Source organism: Cronobacter turicensis (assembly GCF_041222865.1).
In the GTDB taxonomy this organism is placed as follows: domain Bacteria; phylum Pseudomonadota; class Gammaproteobacteria; order Enterobacterales; family Enterobacteriaceae; genus Cronobacter; species Cronobacter turicensis.
The window spans coordinates 21,479-36,420 of the sequence record NZ_CP165999.1 but is presented as its reverse complement, the minus strand read 5'-3'; the positions used below and the strand labels follow the sequence as shown (position 1 = coordinate 36,420).

Genomic DNA, 14,942 nt, shown 5'->3' with positions numbered 1-14,942 from the left:
TGAAGCCTCTTAAAGCGTGAATGCGATGCGGTAGTTAACGGTAAAGTGGTCCGGCCCCAGCCAGTCCGGGTACTGTAACGGCGTGCCGACGGTAAGCTGACTGGCGAACCAGCGCCCTGCGCTGCCAACCCCGATGGCGGCACCCCACAGCGTGCCGGAGGCGTAGCGGTCGAGTTTATCTCTGGCGAGCCAGCCGCCATCCAGCGCCGCCGTGGCGCTGATCTGGCCGAGCACCGGCAGCGTTGCCAGCGTGTAGTTGAGTTCGTTACGCCAGTAGCCGCCGTTGTCGCCGGACAAATATTGCTCTTTAAAGCCGCGTACCGAGCTTTCGCCGCCAAGCGTCAGGCGTTCGGCGCCATAGAGGCGATCCGGCGACCACTGGCCGTACGCGCTGGTGAGCCACCACAGATCCTGCGAGAGCGGGCGCTGCCAGCTGGCGCTGAGGCTCCATTTACGAAACTGCGCTTTTGGTTCGTAACCGGTTTTGGTCTCATCGGTTTCGCTGTCGAACCAGGGCATGCCGCGGCTGAAGGCCGGGTTGAATGTTGCCACGCCGCCGCCGGTTTTCTGGGTGTGGTTAACGCCGAGCGTCAGGCTGGAGAGCTTGCGACTGCTGCTGGCGAGCAGGGCATTATTAAGCCAGTTGTGACTTTCGCGCCGTGTGACGCCCGCGGTAAGCGCGGTTTTGATATCGCCGTTGCGGAACACCACGCGGGAAAGAGTAAGACGGTGCGTTTCGCTGTCGCCGGTGGAGATCCACATAAAGCCCTGGTTATCGAGCGTCGAGCGGTAGTCGCTCCAGCTGTAGCTGTAATCCAGCAGGCTGTAGCCCCACGGGATACTAACGCCCGCCTGCAGGCTGCGGGCGTTATACGCGGTCGCGAAATCGCTGCTGCGCCCGCCGCTGACAAACCACTGATCGGCGAGCCCCAGCAGATTATTACCGGTGAGCGAGCCATTAAGCTGCCCGGTGCCGGTGCTCTTCTGGCCGCTGTTATCGAAACTCACCGTGGCGCGTAGCGGAAACTCTGGCGTGGCAGTCAGATTGACCACCGACCAGCCGGGGGCGCTGTCCGGCAGAATATCGATTTGTACCGGCGTGGCGCGCAGGCGATTGATCTGCTCCATCCCCTGCTCAATATCGCGCAGGTTCAGGATTTTCCCTTCAAGCCCCGGAAACGCCATTTTCAGCATCAGCGGCGTTTTGTTTTCGAGGCGGATCTGACGCAGCTTTCCTTCCAGCACGACGATGTGTAATTCGCCCCGCGAGAGATCCTGCTCGGTGAGAAACGCGCGGCTGGTAATATACCCACGACTCAGATACCAGTCCGATACGCTATTTAACAGCTTCGTAATACGCGGCATATCGAGGCACTGATTCAGCCAGGGGCGCGATAATTTCGCCTGCTCACGCGCGCTTAACAGCGTGGCGCCGGAATAAGTAATGGTACGAATGGTAAAACACGGGCCGGATGACGGGGCAGGTATTACAGGCGCTTCAGCGCGGGGCAGCGGCGTGCTGCGCTGTAACTCCTCACGCTGCTGCTGACCCTGTAATAACAGCTGTTCCTGTTGCTGGCGGATGGCATCGCGATCGGCAGGAGAAAGTGGCGCCGCAAAGGCAGAAGGGAATAGCAGCGCCAGTAATAATCCATAATAAATGCGGGCAGTCATCCGGTTGACCTTTGAAATGTAAAAGTTAGCGGAATAACACGGCGTTATTTCGCGAATGGTTTTAAGGTTTTTCTTATAGTAATAGTTAATTACATTCATTCACAAAGATATATTCTTTGCGGGCCGCGTGTTAATTTGAATAAAAGAAAAATAAGAACAGGCCCAGAGTGAAACCGGCGGTAGTGGCCAGAATAAAACAGCGAGAGTTGTGGTTATAAAGAGGATTAATGTTGAAATGGACTTTTAATGCGTTTTCCATAACCAGTGAAACGGGCTTTTTAAGTGAAAGCAGCCACTAAAGAAACCCACTTGATGCAAACCGGGGCAATCCGCTGCAAGGTCAGCGGTAAGTGAAATTTCTCATGCTCGCCGCCCTGATCCCCGGCTAACTTGCTGTTTATACAGGATTACATGATGAGATTTCATGGTGAAATCGCCAGAGTTTTAACAGTAATGCGAGATCTCTGACGCAGAGCAGGAAGGGTATCCACTATGGAGAGTGCATAACGGCAAAACATCCACTATGGAGCGAAGCATCCACTACAGAGAGTAGAATCCACTGTAGTGAGTAGGGTAGCGAAACGGCACTACGCACTGCTCCCTACAGTGGTTGTTCAGATCTGGCCCTTGCGGATTTTTTCCAGCAATGCCAGCTCTTCTTTGGTCAGCATCACCATTTCGCCCTGCTCTTCCGCTACGACGCTGTTTTCTACCGGTAACTCTTCACCGGCTGGCAGCGCGCCAGGCAGGCTTTGTGGTCGAAGTTTTGGCCTTCTGTAGTGGATATGAAAGTACACCACCCGCCCGCGTTTGATTTCGGTGTAATCCAGATAACCGATCTCTTTGAGCTGCTCCATGGCTTTACGCACCGTGGAGTTTTGCGTGATGGTGCGGGACGTAAGATTCAGACGTGCGCGCAGACGGGCAAGCGAGATCGGGGCGGGGTTGGGCGGCAGGCTTTCAATAAACGTATACAGCGCCTGCGCGGATTCTTTACGCGACAGTTCATTAATGGCGCGCAGCTGCAGCAGGACTTTCTTGTCGAACTGATAGAGCTCGAAGATTTTTGGATCGGCCTGCAGCGTCACCTCATCCTTTTTGGCGCTGTACTTGGCAGACTGCACAAGGTGCGTGACGTAGTACTCTCCTTCTTTGTTACTGAAGGAGATGGTGTTGGTGGCGATACGGGTCAGCGAGGCATCAAGTCGCTTACGGAGCTTTGCAGATGAACGGGCCGAAGGAATACCGCACAGCTTCACGAACTCCACAAAAGGCAGCGTGACGCTGTCGCCAAGGACATTATATTTGGCGAAGGCATGAATGATCCCGACCCAGGTTTTAAAATCATTGTCCATGTCCAGACGGGCGCCGGTTATCTTGATATTTTCGTAGCCTTCCGATTTTACCAGCGAAAGCTGCTTAAGCTCTTCCGTCACGTCCATTGAGGACATCTGGCCTTTTCGGCCGCGGGCGGTGGACTTCAGCGTCGGTACAAACAGGCCAAGGCGCATCAGCGCGACCGGCTGCACCGTGTTGTTACGGTTGGGAACCAGCGTGACCACCTCGCCGGTTTTACGGTCCAGTTCACTGAAGGCGTCGTTGATATTGATGCTCTCTTCATCGGCCACGTGCGGGTTCTCCTGTCCTGAATGCCGGTGCTTACTCACTATAGTGGTTATTATCTTCGCCAGTGAGAGTATCACTCACCATAGTGGTTATGTCACATGCTTATACGTGCCAATTACTCTCCACAGTGGATGTTTACTCGCTACAGTGGTTATTTACTCTCTGCAGTGGTTGTTTTACGGGATACTGATACAGGATCCTGCACGTAACTCACCCTGGTGGATATCCGGAACGCCTGTGCAAGTGCGTTAATCTGTTACAGTGATTGGTCAGGCAGTAAAAAAAGGCTCAGTGGGTGTGAATAAGCGTGTTGATGCGCATTGATAACTTTACCGGATACCCGGAAAAGGCTTTCTGTGACAGAGGGTTATCATGCAATGATCGATAACAACAACCCAGGGACTTTGCTCACTACAGTGGATACACGGTACTCTCTTCAGCCGTTATGCGACTCACTATAGTGGATATACGGCTCGCTTCAGTGGATGATCTGCTCGCCATAGTGGTTATAAAGTGCTGCAACTTCATGATCCACATAAGAAATTCAGGAAAGGGATCTTTAAGGATCATATCAGGGATCTCTTTGGGATCGAAAACTTTGATCTGGCCTGTGGATAACCTTCAGAAACAACGCATCTCCCGCCCTGATTGAACTCCGCTCTTTTGCGCTTCCTCAAACGAACGGCTGACGCGCGTTCGTTTTTGCGGTGAGCGCTGCGAGCTTTAGCAGTAACGTCTTATAACATCAGCAATTTGAGCACGCGCACATCGCTATCACATTTATGTTTACCGTCTGGCTTTTATGCTGTATTTTCGTCTAAATCAATAAATCCTGCATACAGTGAGTTTTATGATGGATAATGAGCAGCAGTTGACGAAAGTTGCCGAACGTTCAGAAAGAATGCTTCTGGGCCTGACGGAACAGATCCAGCATCAGAAAGATGAGCTTCAGGAAAACACCTTTTATCAGGTCTACGCCAAAGCGGCGCTCGCCAAACTTCCGCGGCTGACCCGCGCCAGCGTCGACTACGCCGTCAGTGAAATGGAAGCGAACGGTTACGTTTTTGATAAACGTGCAGCAGGCTCTTCCACCAAATATGCGATGTCCGTTCAGAATATTATCGATCTTTATCATCACCGCGGCGTACCTAAATACCGCGATCGTCATGATGAGGCATTTACCATTTTCGTCGGAAACCTGAAAGGCGGCGTCTCCAAAACGGTTTCCACCGTTTCGCTTGCTCATGCGCTGCGCGTACACCCTCACCTGCTGTTTGAAGACTTGCGTATTCTGGTGGTCGATCTCGATCCGCAATCTTCCGCCACTATGTTTCTTAACCACACCCGCGCTGTCGGCACTGTCGATACCACCAGCGCGCAGGCCATGCTGCAGAACGTGTCGCGTGAAGAGCTGCTGGAAGAGTTCATCGTGCCGTCGATTGTGCCGGGCGTGGATGTCATGCCGGCCTCTATTGAAGACGCCTTTATCGCATCACGCTGGGAAGAGCTCTGCGCGGAGCATCTGCCGGGCGCCAGTATTTATGGCGTACTGCGCCAGAATATCATCGATAAAATCGCCGGAGACTACGACTTTATTTTTGTCGACAGCGGCCCGCATCTGGATGCCTTCCTGATGAACGCTATCGCTGCCTCGGACGTCCTCTTCACGCCGGTGCCGCCCGCGCAGGTGGATTTCCACTCCACGCTCAAATACCTGACGCGTCTGCCGGAGCTTATCGCCCTGATTGAAGAGTCCGGCTGCCGGGTGCGGCTGCAGAAAAATATCGGCTTCATGTCGAAGCTGCTCAACAAAGCCGATCACAAGCTCTGCCACAGCCTCGCCAAGGAGATTTTCGGCGGCGATATGCTGGATGTCGCCCTGCCCCGTCTGGACGGCTTTGAGCGCTGCGGAGAGTCGTTTGATACCGTGATTTCCGCAAATCCTGCCACTTATATCGGGAGCAGCGAGGCGCTGAAGAATGCGCGCGCCGCCGCCGAAGACTTTGCCAAAGCGGTTTTCGATCGCATTGAATTCATTCGTATGAGCTGAGAATACTATGAGCACAAAAAGAGTCACCATTGGCCGTACACTCACCCACGCCCCGTTTAAAGAGAGCACGGATGCCGAAACGTTTACCTCGGTGTTTGTGCTCAATTCCGGCCGTAAAGCGACGTTCAGGCTGGAAACCGTCGCGCCAGCGGACGTGGCGGAAAAAACCTTTGTGCGCCAGGAAACCAACGGGCGCGATCAGTCTGCGCTCACACCGGAATCCCTGCGGGATATTACCCGTACGCTGAAATTCCAGCAGTTCTTCCCGGCAATTGGCGTGAAAGCGGGCGATTGCATTGAAATTCTGGATGGCTCCCGCCGTCGTGCGGCGGCGCTTATCTGTCATACCGGCCTGACCGTGCTGGTGACTGAAGCCGCGCTGACGTCAGAAGAAGCCCGCAAGCTTGCCAAAGATATCCAGACCGCGAAAGAGCACAACATTCGTGAGATTGGGCTGCGCCTGATGGCGCTGAAAAACGCCGGGCTTAACCAGAAAGAGATAGCCGAGCAGGAAGGGCTGTCGCAGGCTAAAGTCACTCGCGCGCTACAGGCCGCGTCGGTATCGGCTGAACTGCTGGCGTTCTTCCCGGTTCAGTCCGAGCTGACCTTCAGCGACTACAAGACGCTGAACAGTGTCGAAGAAACGTTGCTGAAGAATGAGGTCGCCCTGAAAACGCTGACCGATTCCATTACCAGCGAAGTGGATATTGTGCTGTCAGAAACGGATCTGGCCGAAGACGAAGTCAAAAACCGCATCGTGCGTATCATTGCCCGTGAAGGGGAACTGCTCACGTCACCAGGTCCGAAAGATAAAGCGGTTATCTCCCCGCTCTGGCGTTTTTCAGATAAAGATCGCTTTGCCCGTAAGCGCACCAAAGGCCGCCTGTTCAGCTACGAGTTTAATCGTCTTTCACGCGATATTCAGGACGAACTCGACAGCGCTATTGAAAGCATTCTGAAGAAGCATCTTTCCTGAGCGGGCATCTGCCCGCCGTGGTGATTTCACCGTTAACGCCCTGAAATACCGTTTTTTCCTGGACGGATTTCACGGTGAAATCGCCAGCTTCCCCTTTCCTTTCGTTAAAGCGTTCCCTCTCCTTTACTCTCTACAGTGGATGTTCCGTCTGATGATGGCCCGTTACACAATGAAATTTCACGGGTTTCGCCACGCTGATTTTATATTTAAGTTATTGATGTTTATAGATTTAAATGGAAAATTTCACGCTGAAATCGCCGCTTTTCAGGCTGCGTTCCATTACTATTTTCCCGGATTACGCAACACAACATGTGTTCAGCAGGCCAGTGCTTTTGCAGTAATGCCGGATACATGACATAACGCTGTTTTTTCATTCCCGGCATCGTTATGAGCGGCTCTGCGGCGCATTATGTACCAGTGTAGAGGCGGTACTGGTTTTCTCTTTGAGCGCGTTAAACGCAAAACCAGCGCGGCTGGAACGTATCCACTACGGCGAGCGCCATCGTATTGCCGCGGTTATGCGAGACATCTTCAGAATCAGGCAATAAAAAAGGCCGCCCTCAGGCAGCCTTTATCGTGTTGCAGCAATCAGAACAGAACGGAGTAGTTCAGACCGAACGTCCGGCCGCGGCCTTTGTAAGTGTAGAGATCGGGTGAGCCATAGGTCGGGCTGTAGAGTCCTGGCGCACGCTGCCCCCAGACCGTCGTGTAATCTTCATCCAGCAGGTTTTCCACACTGAAGGCGATTTTGCCGACCGGGAGCGCATAACTGCCGATAAAGTCCATGGTGTTATAGCCATCGATTTTCTTACCGGCATCATCAGAGACATCGAAAGTCTGGGTGCTTTGCAGGCGCAGCGTCCAGTTATCCGGTGCCCAGTTAACCCACGCGCTGACCTTCGACGGGCTGGCGCTGTCGACCGTCAGCTTTTTCCAGTCGCCGTCCACGCGGGTTTCTGATTTGATGGCGTTAAAGTTTGCGCCGGTGCTCCAGTCGCTGTCGCTGAAGAAGTAATCCACCTGACCTTCCACACCATAGATGCGACGTTTGTCGTCATCGAGGGTGATGGTCATGTCGGTTTTGTTAATGTTGATGGTTTTATCAGAAACCGAGTAATACGCCGCGAGCTGGGTACGCAGACTATCGCCGGTATAACGCCAGCCCAGTTCATAGCTGTCGACTTTAATGCCATCGAGACGTGAGTCATTTACGTTCACGCTCTTAAGCAGACGGTAGTGACCATTCTCAAGACGATAGGTGCCGGAGCCATAATATTTTGCGAGATCCGGCAGTTCGAAGCCCTGCGAAAAGTTAAACCACAGCTGCTGGCGTTCACTCAGATGGCCCAGGATCCCGGCGTTAAACAGCAGATTGTTGTAATCCGTTTTACCGCCCGGCACGGCGTCGGCGGAGGTGGCTTTACCGGTGGCGATATTTTGCTGTTGGGTGTAGCCGACAAAATCATCCACCTTATTTTCGGTGTACTGATAGCGCACGCCGCCGCTTAAGGTGATCGCGTCGATGTCATAACTCGCCTGGAGGAACGGCGCCAGGTTGGTAATGCTGTAATCCGGATAACGCCCGACGTTATAGGCGTTATCCAGCTTCATCCCCCCGCTGGCAGCGGCTTTGTTCAGATCGAAAAACTGCTGGTTGGCATTAAACGTTTCATGCTCGGCATCGACGCCATAGGTGAGAGAAAGGGCATCCAGCGGTGTGCTGTTTACGGTCAGTTTGCCGCCCCAGAAATCCGTTTTCTGCTGCGAGGCGCCAATACTGGTCACCCGCGTTTTATCAACGTTCAGCGTCGGGAACGGGTAATAGGTCAGGCTCTCATCGCGATAGTAAATCTGCGCGACCAGATCCTGGCCCCAGGCATCGGAATTGGAATACTGGAGGTTAATCAGATGACGCTCGGTACCCGGCAGGCGATCGGAATCCAGATTGCCTTTGTTGTAGGCCGTACCGTTGCCGGTCACCGCTGAAAAATTCTCGCCCAGGAACAGGCCATGCTTACCATCTGACTCGCTTTTGTAATACTGCGTGGTCAGTTGCAGCTGCTGGTGGTCATCAATATTCAGCGTACCAGTACCCATGACGTCCAGGCGATCAGAATACTGAAGGCCGGTCTGGGTGTTATCGATAATAGCTTCATCACCATTGCCGTCATACCAGCCACCAAAACGCTGATAGGCGACGGACAGGCGCCCCGAGGCGTTGTCATTCCCGCCGCTCACCGCCGCCGCCATGTTCTCGTCATGATCGTTATGGCTATTAAAGCCGCTTTTCGCGCTGGTCTGGAACTCCACCTGCGTCTCAGGCTGCCCTTTTTTGGTCACGATATTGATAAGACCGCCGGTGCTGCCGCCGCCGTAAAGCGAGGTGGCGCCGGAGATAACTTCGATGCGCTCGATATTAAACGGATCGATGGAGTCCAGCTGGCGACTGTCGCTTCGCGAGGAGTTCATCCGCACGCCGTCCACCATCACCATCATGGAGCGACCTCGCATATTCATGCCGTAGTTGGTGCGCCCCTGGCTGCTGACATCCATACCGGGGATCAGCTGCGCCAGAATTTCTTTTAACTCTTTACCGCCCTGAACCTGCTGCTCAATGTCAGCCTGTTCGATAACCCACGTGGTCTGTGCCATATCCGCAGCGCTGTGTCCGGTACGACTGGCGGCAACCACCAGCGTCTCTTCTTTTTGCGGCGCCCCCCAGGCGGAGGCGGAAAGCATGGCAAGTAAACAAGGATTCAAAACCCAAAGATGATGGCGCTTCATTGTTATGGTGTTCCTGAGAGTGTGTTAGTAGTCAGTGCTGTTTACAGGTTGAGTAATCTGGCGGGTGACCGTGTCTGGCCGGGAAAGCCACTGGATCACGCCAGGCGTGGTGCTCAGGTCAAACGGCTCGTCAGGGTGCGCCACATTGAGAATGCGCGCGGCCCGCCAGGCCATCAGGCTGAGCTGGGGTTCCGCAATGCCGAGGCTGTGCATACCGGCATTCACGGCAAAAAGGTGACTCGCGTCGGGGCCGTCCCACTCCAGCGTAAAGTTGGTATTAACCCGGAAGCCTTCGCGCTCATCCAGTTGCAGACGATGCGCCAGCGGCGCGAGAAATGCCGGTCGGGCAGGGCGATAGCCGGTCGCGAAAATCACCACATCGGCTTCGAGGGTTTCCTGACCGCCGTCCAGATGATGACGCAGCGACAGACGCTGGCCCTGCGCCTGTGGCGTTACGCGGGTGACCGAGCGCGACGGCAGCAGATGCGCCCAGGGTTTTTCACCCAGCACCTCAAAGCGGTGGTACATGGCGCGGTAGATAGCGAGCAGCGATTCGCAGGTGACGCCGTCCGATGTCATCTTCTGCTCCGCGAGCAGGTCGCAACGCGTTTTCTCATCAAGCCGGGCGAAGCTCTCCAGATATTCCGGCGTGAAATACTCGTTCGCGAACGCGGCTTCATCGAGCGCGTTGTAATTGTTGCGGCGCGACACCCAGTTCAGCGCCGCGGGCTGGCCCCACTCGCCGCGGAAAATATTTAAAAACAGATCGGCGCCGCTCTGGCCCCCGCCGACGACCGTAACGCGCTTCCCGGCAAGCGACGGCGTGCGCAGCATCATTTCGCTGGCGTGGAAGCATTGGTCGTTTTGCGCAGGCACGCAATCGGGCAGGTTGACCTGCTTGCCGATGCCCATGCAGACGTGGCGCGCGAAGAAGCGATCGCGCTGGGTCACCACTTCAAACAGCCCGCTGGCCTCGTTAAAGCTCACCTGCTGCACCTGCTGGCTGAACGACAGATTGCTCAGGTTGTCCGCCGCCCAGCAGAGGTAATCGGCAAACTCTTCACGGGATACCGTGCGCTGCTCGGTGGTCAGGAAGCGGTAGAACTTTTTACGCTGCACCAGGTAGTTCAGAAAACTGTAGCGGTTAGTTGGCTCCACCGCGCTGACCAGATCTTTCAGGAAACTGGTCTGCATGTGGCAGTCCGGCACCATCATGCCCGGATGCCAGGAGAAATGCGGTTTGCGTTCAAGGAACAGCGAGCTGAAGCCGTCAAGCCCTTCGGCGAGCGCGGCGATGCTGAGATTAAACGGGCCGATGCCAATGCCGATGAAATCGTACGTTTTCATGATGCGGTCTCCCTGGTGACCCGATACAGCGGGTTATCAAGATCGGTAAGGTAATTGGGTAACATGCGGCTGCCGCCGTCATGCTCTGCGAACGTGAGTTTGACCGGGTTCAGCACCACGCGAATGATTTGCGGTTTGAACAGATCAAACAGCGCGAAGCGCGCTGTCATCTCCGGGTGCGCGGCCATATAGTCCTGCAATACGTCGGCCAGCAGACGGTAGAACCGGGTTTCGCTGACGCCGCACTGTTCGGTCAGCCGTGAGACAAAACGCAGAACGGTGACAAAATGCCCGGTCTGTAAATCATGAATGATGTAATCCGCGCCGAGACGCGCGGTCACGGCTTTTACCGGCTCCGGCAGGCTCTCCATTTCAGGAAATGTTTCATCCACGAGACGCATATCGCCCTGGAAATCCTTCAGCAGAATGCGCTGCGGCACATGGTCTTTCATTACCAGCGTCACATTCTGGCCGTGGGCGATAAGCGCCACGCCGTACCGGCACAGCAGGTGATAAAACGGAATGACGACCACGCGAAAGAGCTGCGTCAGCCACGCCTCAGCGCTTAACCCCGAGCGCGCGATCCACGCGTCAATCAGGGGACGACCTGTGTTGTCCGTTTCCATCAGCGCCGCCATCAGCACGGCCTGCTCGCCAGTTTTAAGCCAGCAGGACGGGTTCTCACGCCAGATAACGCCAAACATCTCCTGATAGCGATAGGGCGCGGTTTTCAGCGCGGCGTAGCCGGTGTGCGTCACGTAACCGGCAGCAGGCTCGCCGAGGATCTGCGCGCCGAGGGCCAGCAGCGTTTTATCGCCAGCGAACTGCTGTTGCAGCCAGCGCGAGGCGAGCGGCCCGGCGGCAATGTACTTGCCCGGAATGCCGCGGTAGCAGGAGGTGTTGTAGATGGTGAGCGGCAGTTTGATATCAAACGACGAACGACGGCTGACGTTGGTCAGCGTACGCAGCGACTGCTGGGCGATATACTCATCGCCAAACACGCCGAGATCGATAATCTCGCCGCGCGCCAGCTGCGGCAGAAAATGCAGGGCGATTTTCTGCTGCCACTGCCACGGATGCAGCGGCACCGGCAGCCAGTTCTCATCCAGATGCAGCGCCTGCCAGTAGCGGGTAAACCGCTGACGTTCGCCGTCGTCCATGGCGCTTGCCAGCAGGTTATTGATGTCGCAGTCAGCGTCGCTGCTCCAGACCATCAGGTCGCGACGGACCGCCACCCAGTGCAGGCGAAACCGGCCACGGTATTCCGGCGCGTAAGCCTTCAGCGCATCCAGCCCCCAGCCGCGACGCCCTTTGTTAAAGATAAATTTCGGATGGCCTGACATCAGGCACTGCAGCTCATCCGGATCCATATCGATGAGCGCGTCGGCGTCCAGACCCTCACGCGCCTGGAGCAGCTGCAGATCGCCCCTGAGCGTGGCGTAGAGATCTTCGAGATGCTCCGCTGTCTGCGCGTCGCTCATCTTCAGCACCACGGCCAGCTGACGCAGGGCGCTTTCGGCCTCAATGGCGCTGCCGCTCTCGTTCGCGAGCGTCGCCGGGTTGATATGCAGCCAGCCCCAGATGCCGCGCTTCGCGTCAAACGTCCAGGTCTCATTGCCGAGCGCGATGGCCCAGCGCCCAGCACCGATTTCCTGCGCCGTCAGCGTGCGTTCATACTCCAGCTCGGCGAGAATTTTCGCCACCATCTCGCGGTTTACGCGATCCCACCGTTCCGGCGTCATAATCCCACCTCGCTGAAGAAACGGCTGCGCTCGCTCATTACCAGTCGCGAGCGCTTGTGCGGGAAATCGAACTCTTTCACGGTCTCAAAACCAGCGACCGGCAGATGGCGGAACAGGCGCTGATTATCGAAGCGCGGTTCCGCCACCAGACGCTGCGTGCGCGGCTCGTCCAGCCACAGATAATGGCTCAGGCCGCGCAGCCAGCTGCGGATGTACTGCGCGCCGCGCCACTGCTCTTCGCCCACCAGCATATGCAGCCCGCGATCGAACGGCTGCCAGCGGTAGTGGCGACCAATACGGTCTTCCGGCGCCCAGTAGATTTCGAAATAGCCGAAAGGCTCATCATCAAAGCAGCCAATCAGCGGATAGCAGTACGTGGCGTCGAGCTGTTTACGCAGATATTTTTCCTGCTCCGCCTGCGGCCCGGCCATCTCCCAGAAAGCATTCACGCGCGGCGCGTTCATCCAGCGGGTGAAGCGCTCGCCATCCAGCGCCACATCCGCCACGCGGAAGCTGAGCGTGCGCTTGACTTGCGGATCGTAGCGACGATAGACCTCGCCCTGCGGGCGCGGCGGCCGCGCCGGGAAGGCGAGCTGGCGCGTCTCGTCAAACTGTATTCCCGCACGCGCCGCAATGCGTTCGCCGCGCAGCCACAGCGGCAGCTGCCAGAACGTGTCGCGGGCCAGGTAATCGCACTGCACCGCGTCAAACAGCGCCTGCGCCTGCGGCTCATCGCGCCACTGCGCCCACGGCAGCGTAATGCCCGTTAATGTGGGCGCCGCGACAAATAATTGATCGAGAGCGGCGGTCAGCCACCCTTCCGCCAGCGCGCCCGGATGATTCAGTACCGCGCTGCCGTCGAGCCCGAGGGCCAGTGGCAGCGCCAGATCGCGCTTCGCGCAGCGAAAACCGTAACCGTCATGAATAATGCTGGCTTCAGGCATCATGCGTGCTCCCTGCAAACGGATTGTCGAAGTTGAAGTAGATGACCGCCGGATCGACGATGGTGTTTTCGTTGTGATCGTGCAGATAGCAGAAGAAGTTGCCCTTGCAGTTCCAGTGGCGGCTCTCCAGCACGTAATCGAGGCAGCGGGTATCGCGGGCGGTAGCGCGCAGTTGCGCGAGCGCGTCACGCACCAGCGCCATCAGGTTTTCTTCGCGCTCGAACCCGGCGGCGCCGAGGGCGGCGGTTATCGCAAGCGTGGAGTTCACCAGCAGGTAATACGGGAAGTAGCGCAGCAGCTGAGCTTCGCTGAAGCGGTTTTCCGCTTCCGGCTCGCCGGCTTCCGCAAGCCACAGCAGCGCGCCATCGGTAAAACCGCTGCCCTGACAGTCGCGATAAATCAGGCCCACCGGCAGATCCTGCTGCATCTCCACCAGAATGTTTTGCTGATGCGCCAGCAGCACCAGACCGTAATCGGCTTCGGCGCTGAAGAGCGGCAGCAGAATGCGTTCGCAGTACGCCTGCACCCAACAGCGCGCCGCCTGCGCCAGCGGCAGGCTGAGGCGCTCGCTGAGACGACGCACGGCGCAGGCCAGCAGGCTGTCGCCGCCGTCCGGCGCAGCCTGGGTCAGGCTCACCAGCACGTTGGTCTGGGTCTGTGGCGTATCGAACAGCAGATTGACGCGCAGCGCCATCAGGCTCTCTTCCTGAATGTTTCCCTCTGCGTCGCGCAGGCCCACCCAGCCATCTTCCTGCATCACGCGCATCGTCGGGTAGCGCGCCTGTAAGGCCTGCCAGCGGCTGGTCTGCGCCAGGCGCGCCAGACGCATTCCGCGTTTCACTTCTTTCACCGACAGCGTGCGTACTGAGTTGGTGAGACGCACGCTGAGCGAGAATTTGATCATGTCGTTATTGGTTTCGCTGTAGAGCGAACGCGAAGAACTGGTCGGCAGCCACGGCGCGCCCGCCTCGCCCAGATCGATAAGCTCGCCCTTTTCCACCAGCGCCTGACACCACGGTTGCGTGAGCAGATACGCCGCCTGCCACGGGTGCATCGGCACCAGCCAGCGCGTATCAGTAAAATGTTCGAGCAGCACAGGCGCGCTCTGCGCGGCGAAACGCAGCAGGCGGGTGCGCAGATCTACCCCCAGGCTTTCGCCCGCCACACAGGCTTTATTTACCGCGAACCAGCGCAGCGGAAAACGTGGCGCGAAATCGGGCAGATAACGCCGCGCTTCGGTCTCATCAAACGGCTCGTGCGATTTGGGCGCCGGGTGAAATGCATGGCCGACCAGCAGCGCCTGTTCCGCCTCGGCGAAGTTCAGCGGCTTCGCGCGCAGCGCAGCCCAGTCGTGACGCAGTTCAATGGCCTGCCAGGTATGGCGGTGGCTCTCCTGCACGCGGCGCGCAAAGCGGGCCAGCACGTCATCGGCAAGTTCGCCTTTTACGGACGGTTTCGCCAGAATCAGCTCGACAAGCTGTTCAAAATCAATGGGCTCGCAGCTATCTTCATCGCTTGCCACTCGCATTGCCGGGAACTGATACTGATGGTGTTGCGTCGGGGAGAAATAGCGCAGCGCAATGCGGATTGCCTGCGTATCGGAGAGCGGTAAATGGATCTGCGCCGGCTCCTGCGGTAATGCGCCAGGAACCAGCTGCCAGTCCCGGGTTTCACGCAGCAGCGCGTTAAGAAAACACTGAGCCGCAACGTCAGTCGCGGCAGGGCGGGGCAGGGAAACCATAACAAACACATCCTTTGTTGATAATGATTATCGTTATGATAGGGATTCTATTTACAGT

10 protein-coding genes are annotated in these 14,942 nt (G+C 56.7%); 3 read left to right on the top strand and 7 right to left on the bottom strand.

Going from position 1 to position 14,942, the window contains the following annotated elements:
- Positions 1 to 9 precede the first annotated feature (9 nt).
- Together AB8W27_RS21110 and AB8W27_RS21105 are read right to left on the bottom strand one after the other, a co-directional pair.
- Complete coding sequence (locus tag AB8W27_RS21110; RefSeq protein ID WP_041924267.1) at positions 10 to 1,674, bottom strand: ShlB/FhaC/HecB family hemolysin secretion/activation protein; 1,665 nt, start codon at positions 1,672 to 1,674, stop codon at positions 10 to 12.
- 614 nt (positions 1,675 to 2,288) lie between these two features.
- A complete protein-coding gene (locus AB8W27_RS21105) occupies positions 2,289 to 3,302 on the bottom strand; it encodes a RepB family plasmid replication initiator protein (protein ID WP_041924255.1) in 1,014 nt (337 codons plus the stop codon).
- An 851-nt stretch (positions 3,303 to 4,153) separates the two neighbouring features.
- Between AB8W27_RS21105 and AB8W27_RS21100 the strand changes: the two genes are divergently transcribed.
- The 3 genes from AB8W27_RS21100 to AB8W27_RS21090 all read left to right on the top strand — a co-directional run bounded on the left by AB8W27_RS21100 (position 4,154) and on the right by AB8W27_RS21090 (position 6,681).
- Positions 4,154 to 5,350 carry an AAA family ATPase gene (locus AB8W27_RS21100; protein WP_015740484.1) on the top strand — a complete coding sequence of 399 codons (1,197 nt, stop codon included), beginning with the start codon at positions 4,154 to 4,156 and terminating at the stop codon, positions 5,348 to 5,350.
- A 7-nt stretch (positions 5,351 to 5,357) separates the two neighbouring features.
- Positions 5,358 to 6,326, top strand: coding sequence for a ParB family protein (locus AB8W27_RS21095; RefSeq protein ID WP_015740483.1), 969 nt, complete (start codon positions 5,358 to 5,360; stop codon positions 6,324 to 6,326).
- Positions 6,327 to 6,477: 151 nt separating this feature from the next.
- The gene (locus AB8W27_RS21090) at positions 6,478 to 6,681 is read left to right on the top strand and encodes a hypothetical protein (RefSeq protein WP_282914045.1); all 204 of its coding nucleotides are present in this window, start codon (positions 6,478 to 6,480) and stop codon (positions 6,679 to 6,681) included.
- A gap of 233 nt (positions 6,682 to 6,914) precedes the next feature.
- Here AB8W27_RS21090 and AB8W27_RS21085 read toward each other — a convergent pair whose 3' ends face one another.
- The 5 genes from AB8W27_RS21085 to AB8W27_RS21065 are packed head-to-tail and all read right to left on the bottom strand — an operon-like array spanning position 6,915 to position 14,884.
- Complete coding sequence (locus AB8W27_RS21085) at positions 6,915 to 9,110, bottom strand: TonB-dependent siderophore receptor (protein ID WP_041924254.1); 2,196 nt, start codon at positions 9,108 to 9,110, stop codon at positions 6,915 to 6,917.
- A 24-nt stretch (positions 9,111 to 9,134) separates the two neighbouring features.
- Complete coding sequence (locus AB8W27_RS21080) at positions 9,135 to 10,457, bottom strand: lysine N(6)-hydroxylase/L-ornithine N(5)-oxygenase family protein (RefSeq protein WP_041924253.1); 1,323 nt, start codon at positions 10,455 to 10,457, stop codon at positions 9,135 to 9,137.
- A complete protein-coding gene (gene iucC, locus AB8W27_RS21075; protein ID WP_041924252.1) occupies positions 10,454 to 12,199 on the bottom strand; it encodes an IucA/IucC family siderophore biosynthesis protein in 1,746 nt (581 codons plus the stop codon). Before iucC ends, AB8W27_RS21080 begins: the two co-directional genes overlap by 4 nt.
- On the bottom strand, positions 12,196 to 13,143 hold the full coding sequence (locus AB8W27_RS21070) for a GNAT family N-acetyltransferase (protein ID WP_041924266.1): 948 nt from the start codon (positions 13,141 to 13,143) through the stop codon (positions 12,196 to 12,198). The genes iucC and AB8W27_RS21070 overlap by 4 nt, the downstream gene beginning before the upstream one ends.
- Positions 13,136 to 14,884, bottom strand: a complete 1,749-nt coding sequence (locus AB8W27_RS21065) for an IucA/IucC family siderophore biosynthesis protein (RefSeq protein ID WP_015740477.1) — start codon at positions 14,882 to 14,884, stop codon at positions 13,136 to 13,138. Before AB8W27_RS21065 ends, AB8W27_RS21070 begins: the two co-directional genes overlap by 8 nt.
- Positions 14,885 to 14,942: the final 58 nt, after the last annotated feature.

What these genes read in the sequence shown, in the direction of transcription:
- AB8W27_RS21085 (WP_041924254.1), bottom strand. Translation starts at nt 9,110, where the DNA reads ATGAAGCGCCATCATCTTTGGGTTTTGAATCCTTGTTTACTTGCCATG.
- iucC (WP_041924252.1), bottom strand. Translation starts at nt 12,199, where the DNA reads ATGACGCCGGAACGGTGGGATCGCGTAAACCGCGAGATGGTGGCGAAA.
- AB8W27_RS21070 (WP_041924266.1), bottom strand. Translation starts at nt 13,143, where the DNA reads ATGCCTGAAGCCAGCATTATTCATGACGGTTACGGTTTTCGCTGCGCG.
- AB8W27_RS21100 (WP_015740484.1), top strand. Translation starts at nt 4,154, where the DNA reads ATGGATAATGAGCAGCAGTTGACGAAAGTTGCCGAACGTTCAGAAAGA.
- AB8W27_RS21110 (WP_041924267.1), bottom strand. Translation starts at nt 1,674, where the DNA reads ATGACTGCCCGCATTTATTATGGATTATTACTGGCGCTGCTATTCCCT.
- AB8W27_RS21095 (WP_015740483.1), top strand. Translation starts at nt 5,358, where the DNA reads ATGAGCACAAAAAGAGTCACCATTGGCCGTACACTCACCCACGCCCCG.
- AB8W27_RS21090 (WP_282914045.1), top strand. Translation starts at nt 6,478, where the DNA reads ATGATGGCCCGTTACACAATGAAATTTCACGGGTTTCGCCACGCTGAT.
- AB8W27_RS21065 (WP_015740477.1), bottom strand. Translation starts at nt 14,884, where the DNA reads ATGGTTTCCCTGCCCCGCCCTGCCGCGACTGACGTTGCGGCTCAGTGT.
- AB8W27_RS21080 (WP_041924253.1), bottom strand. Translation starts at nt 10,457, where the DNA reads ATGAAAACGTACGATTTCATCGGCATTGGCATCGGCCCGTTTAATCTC.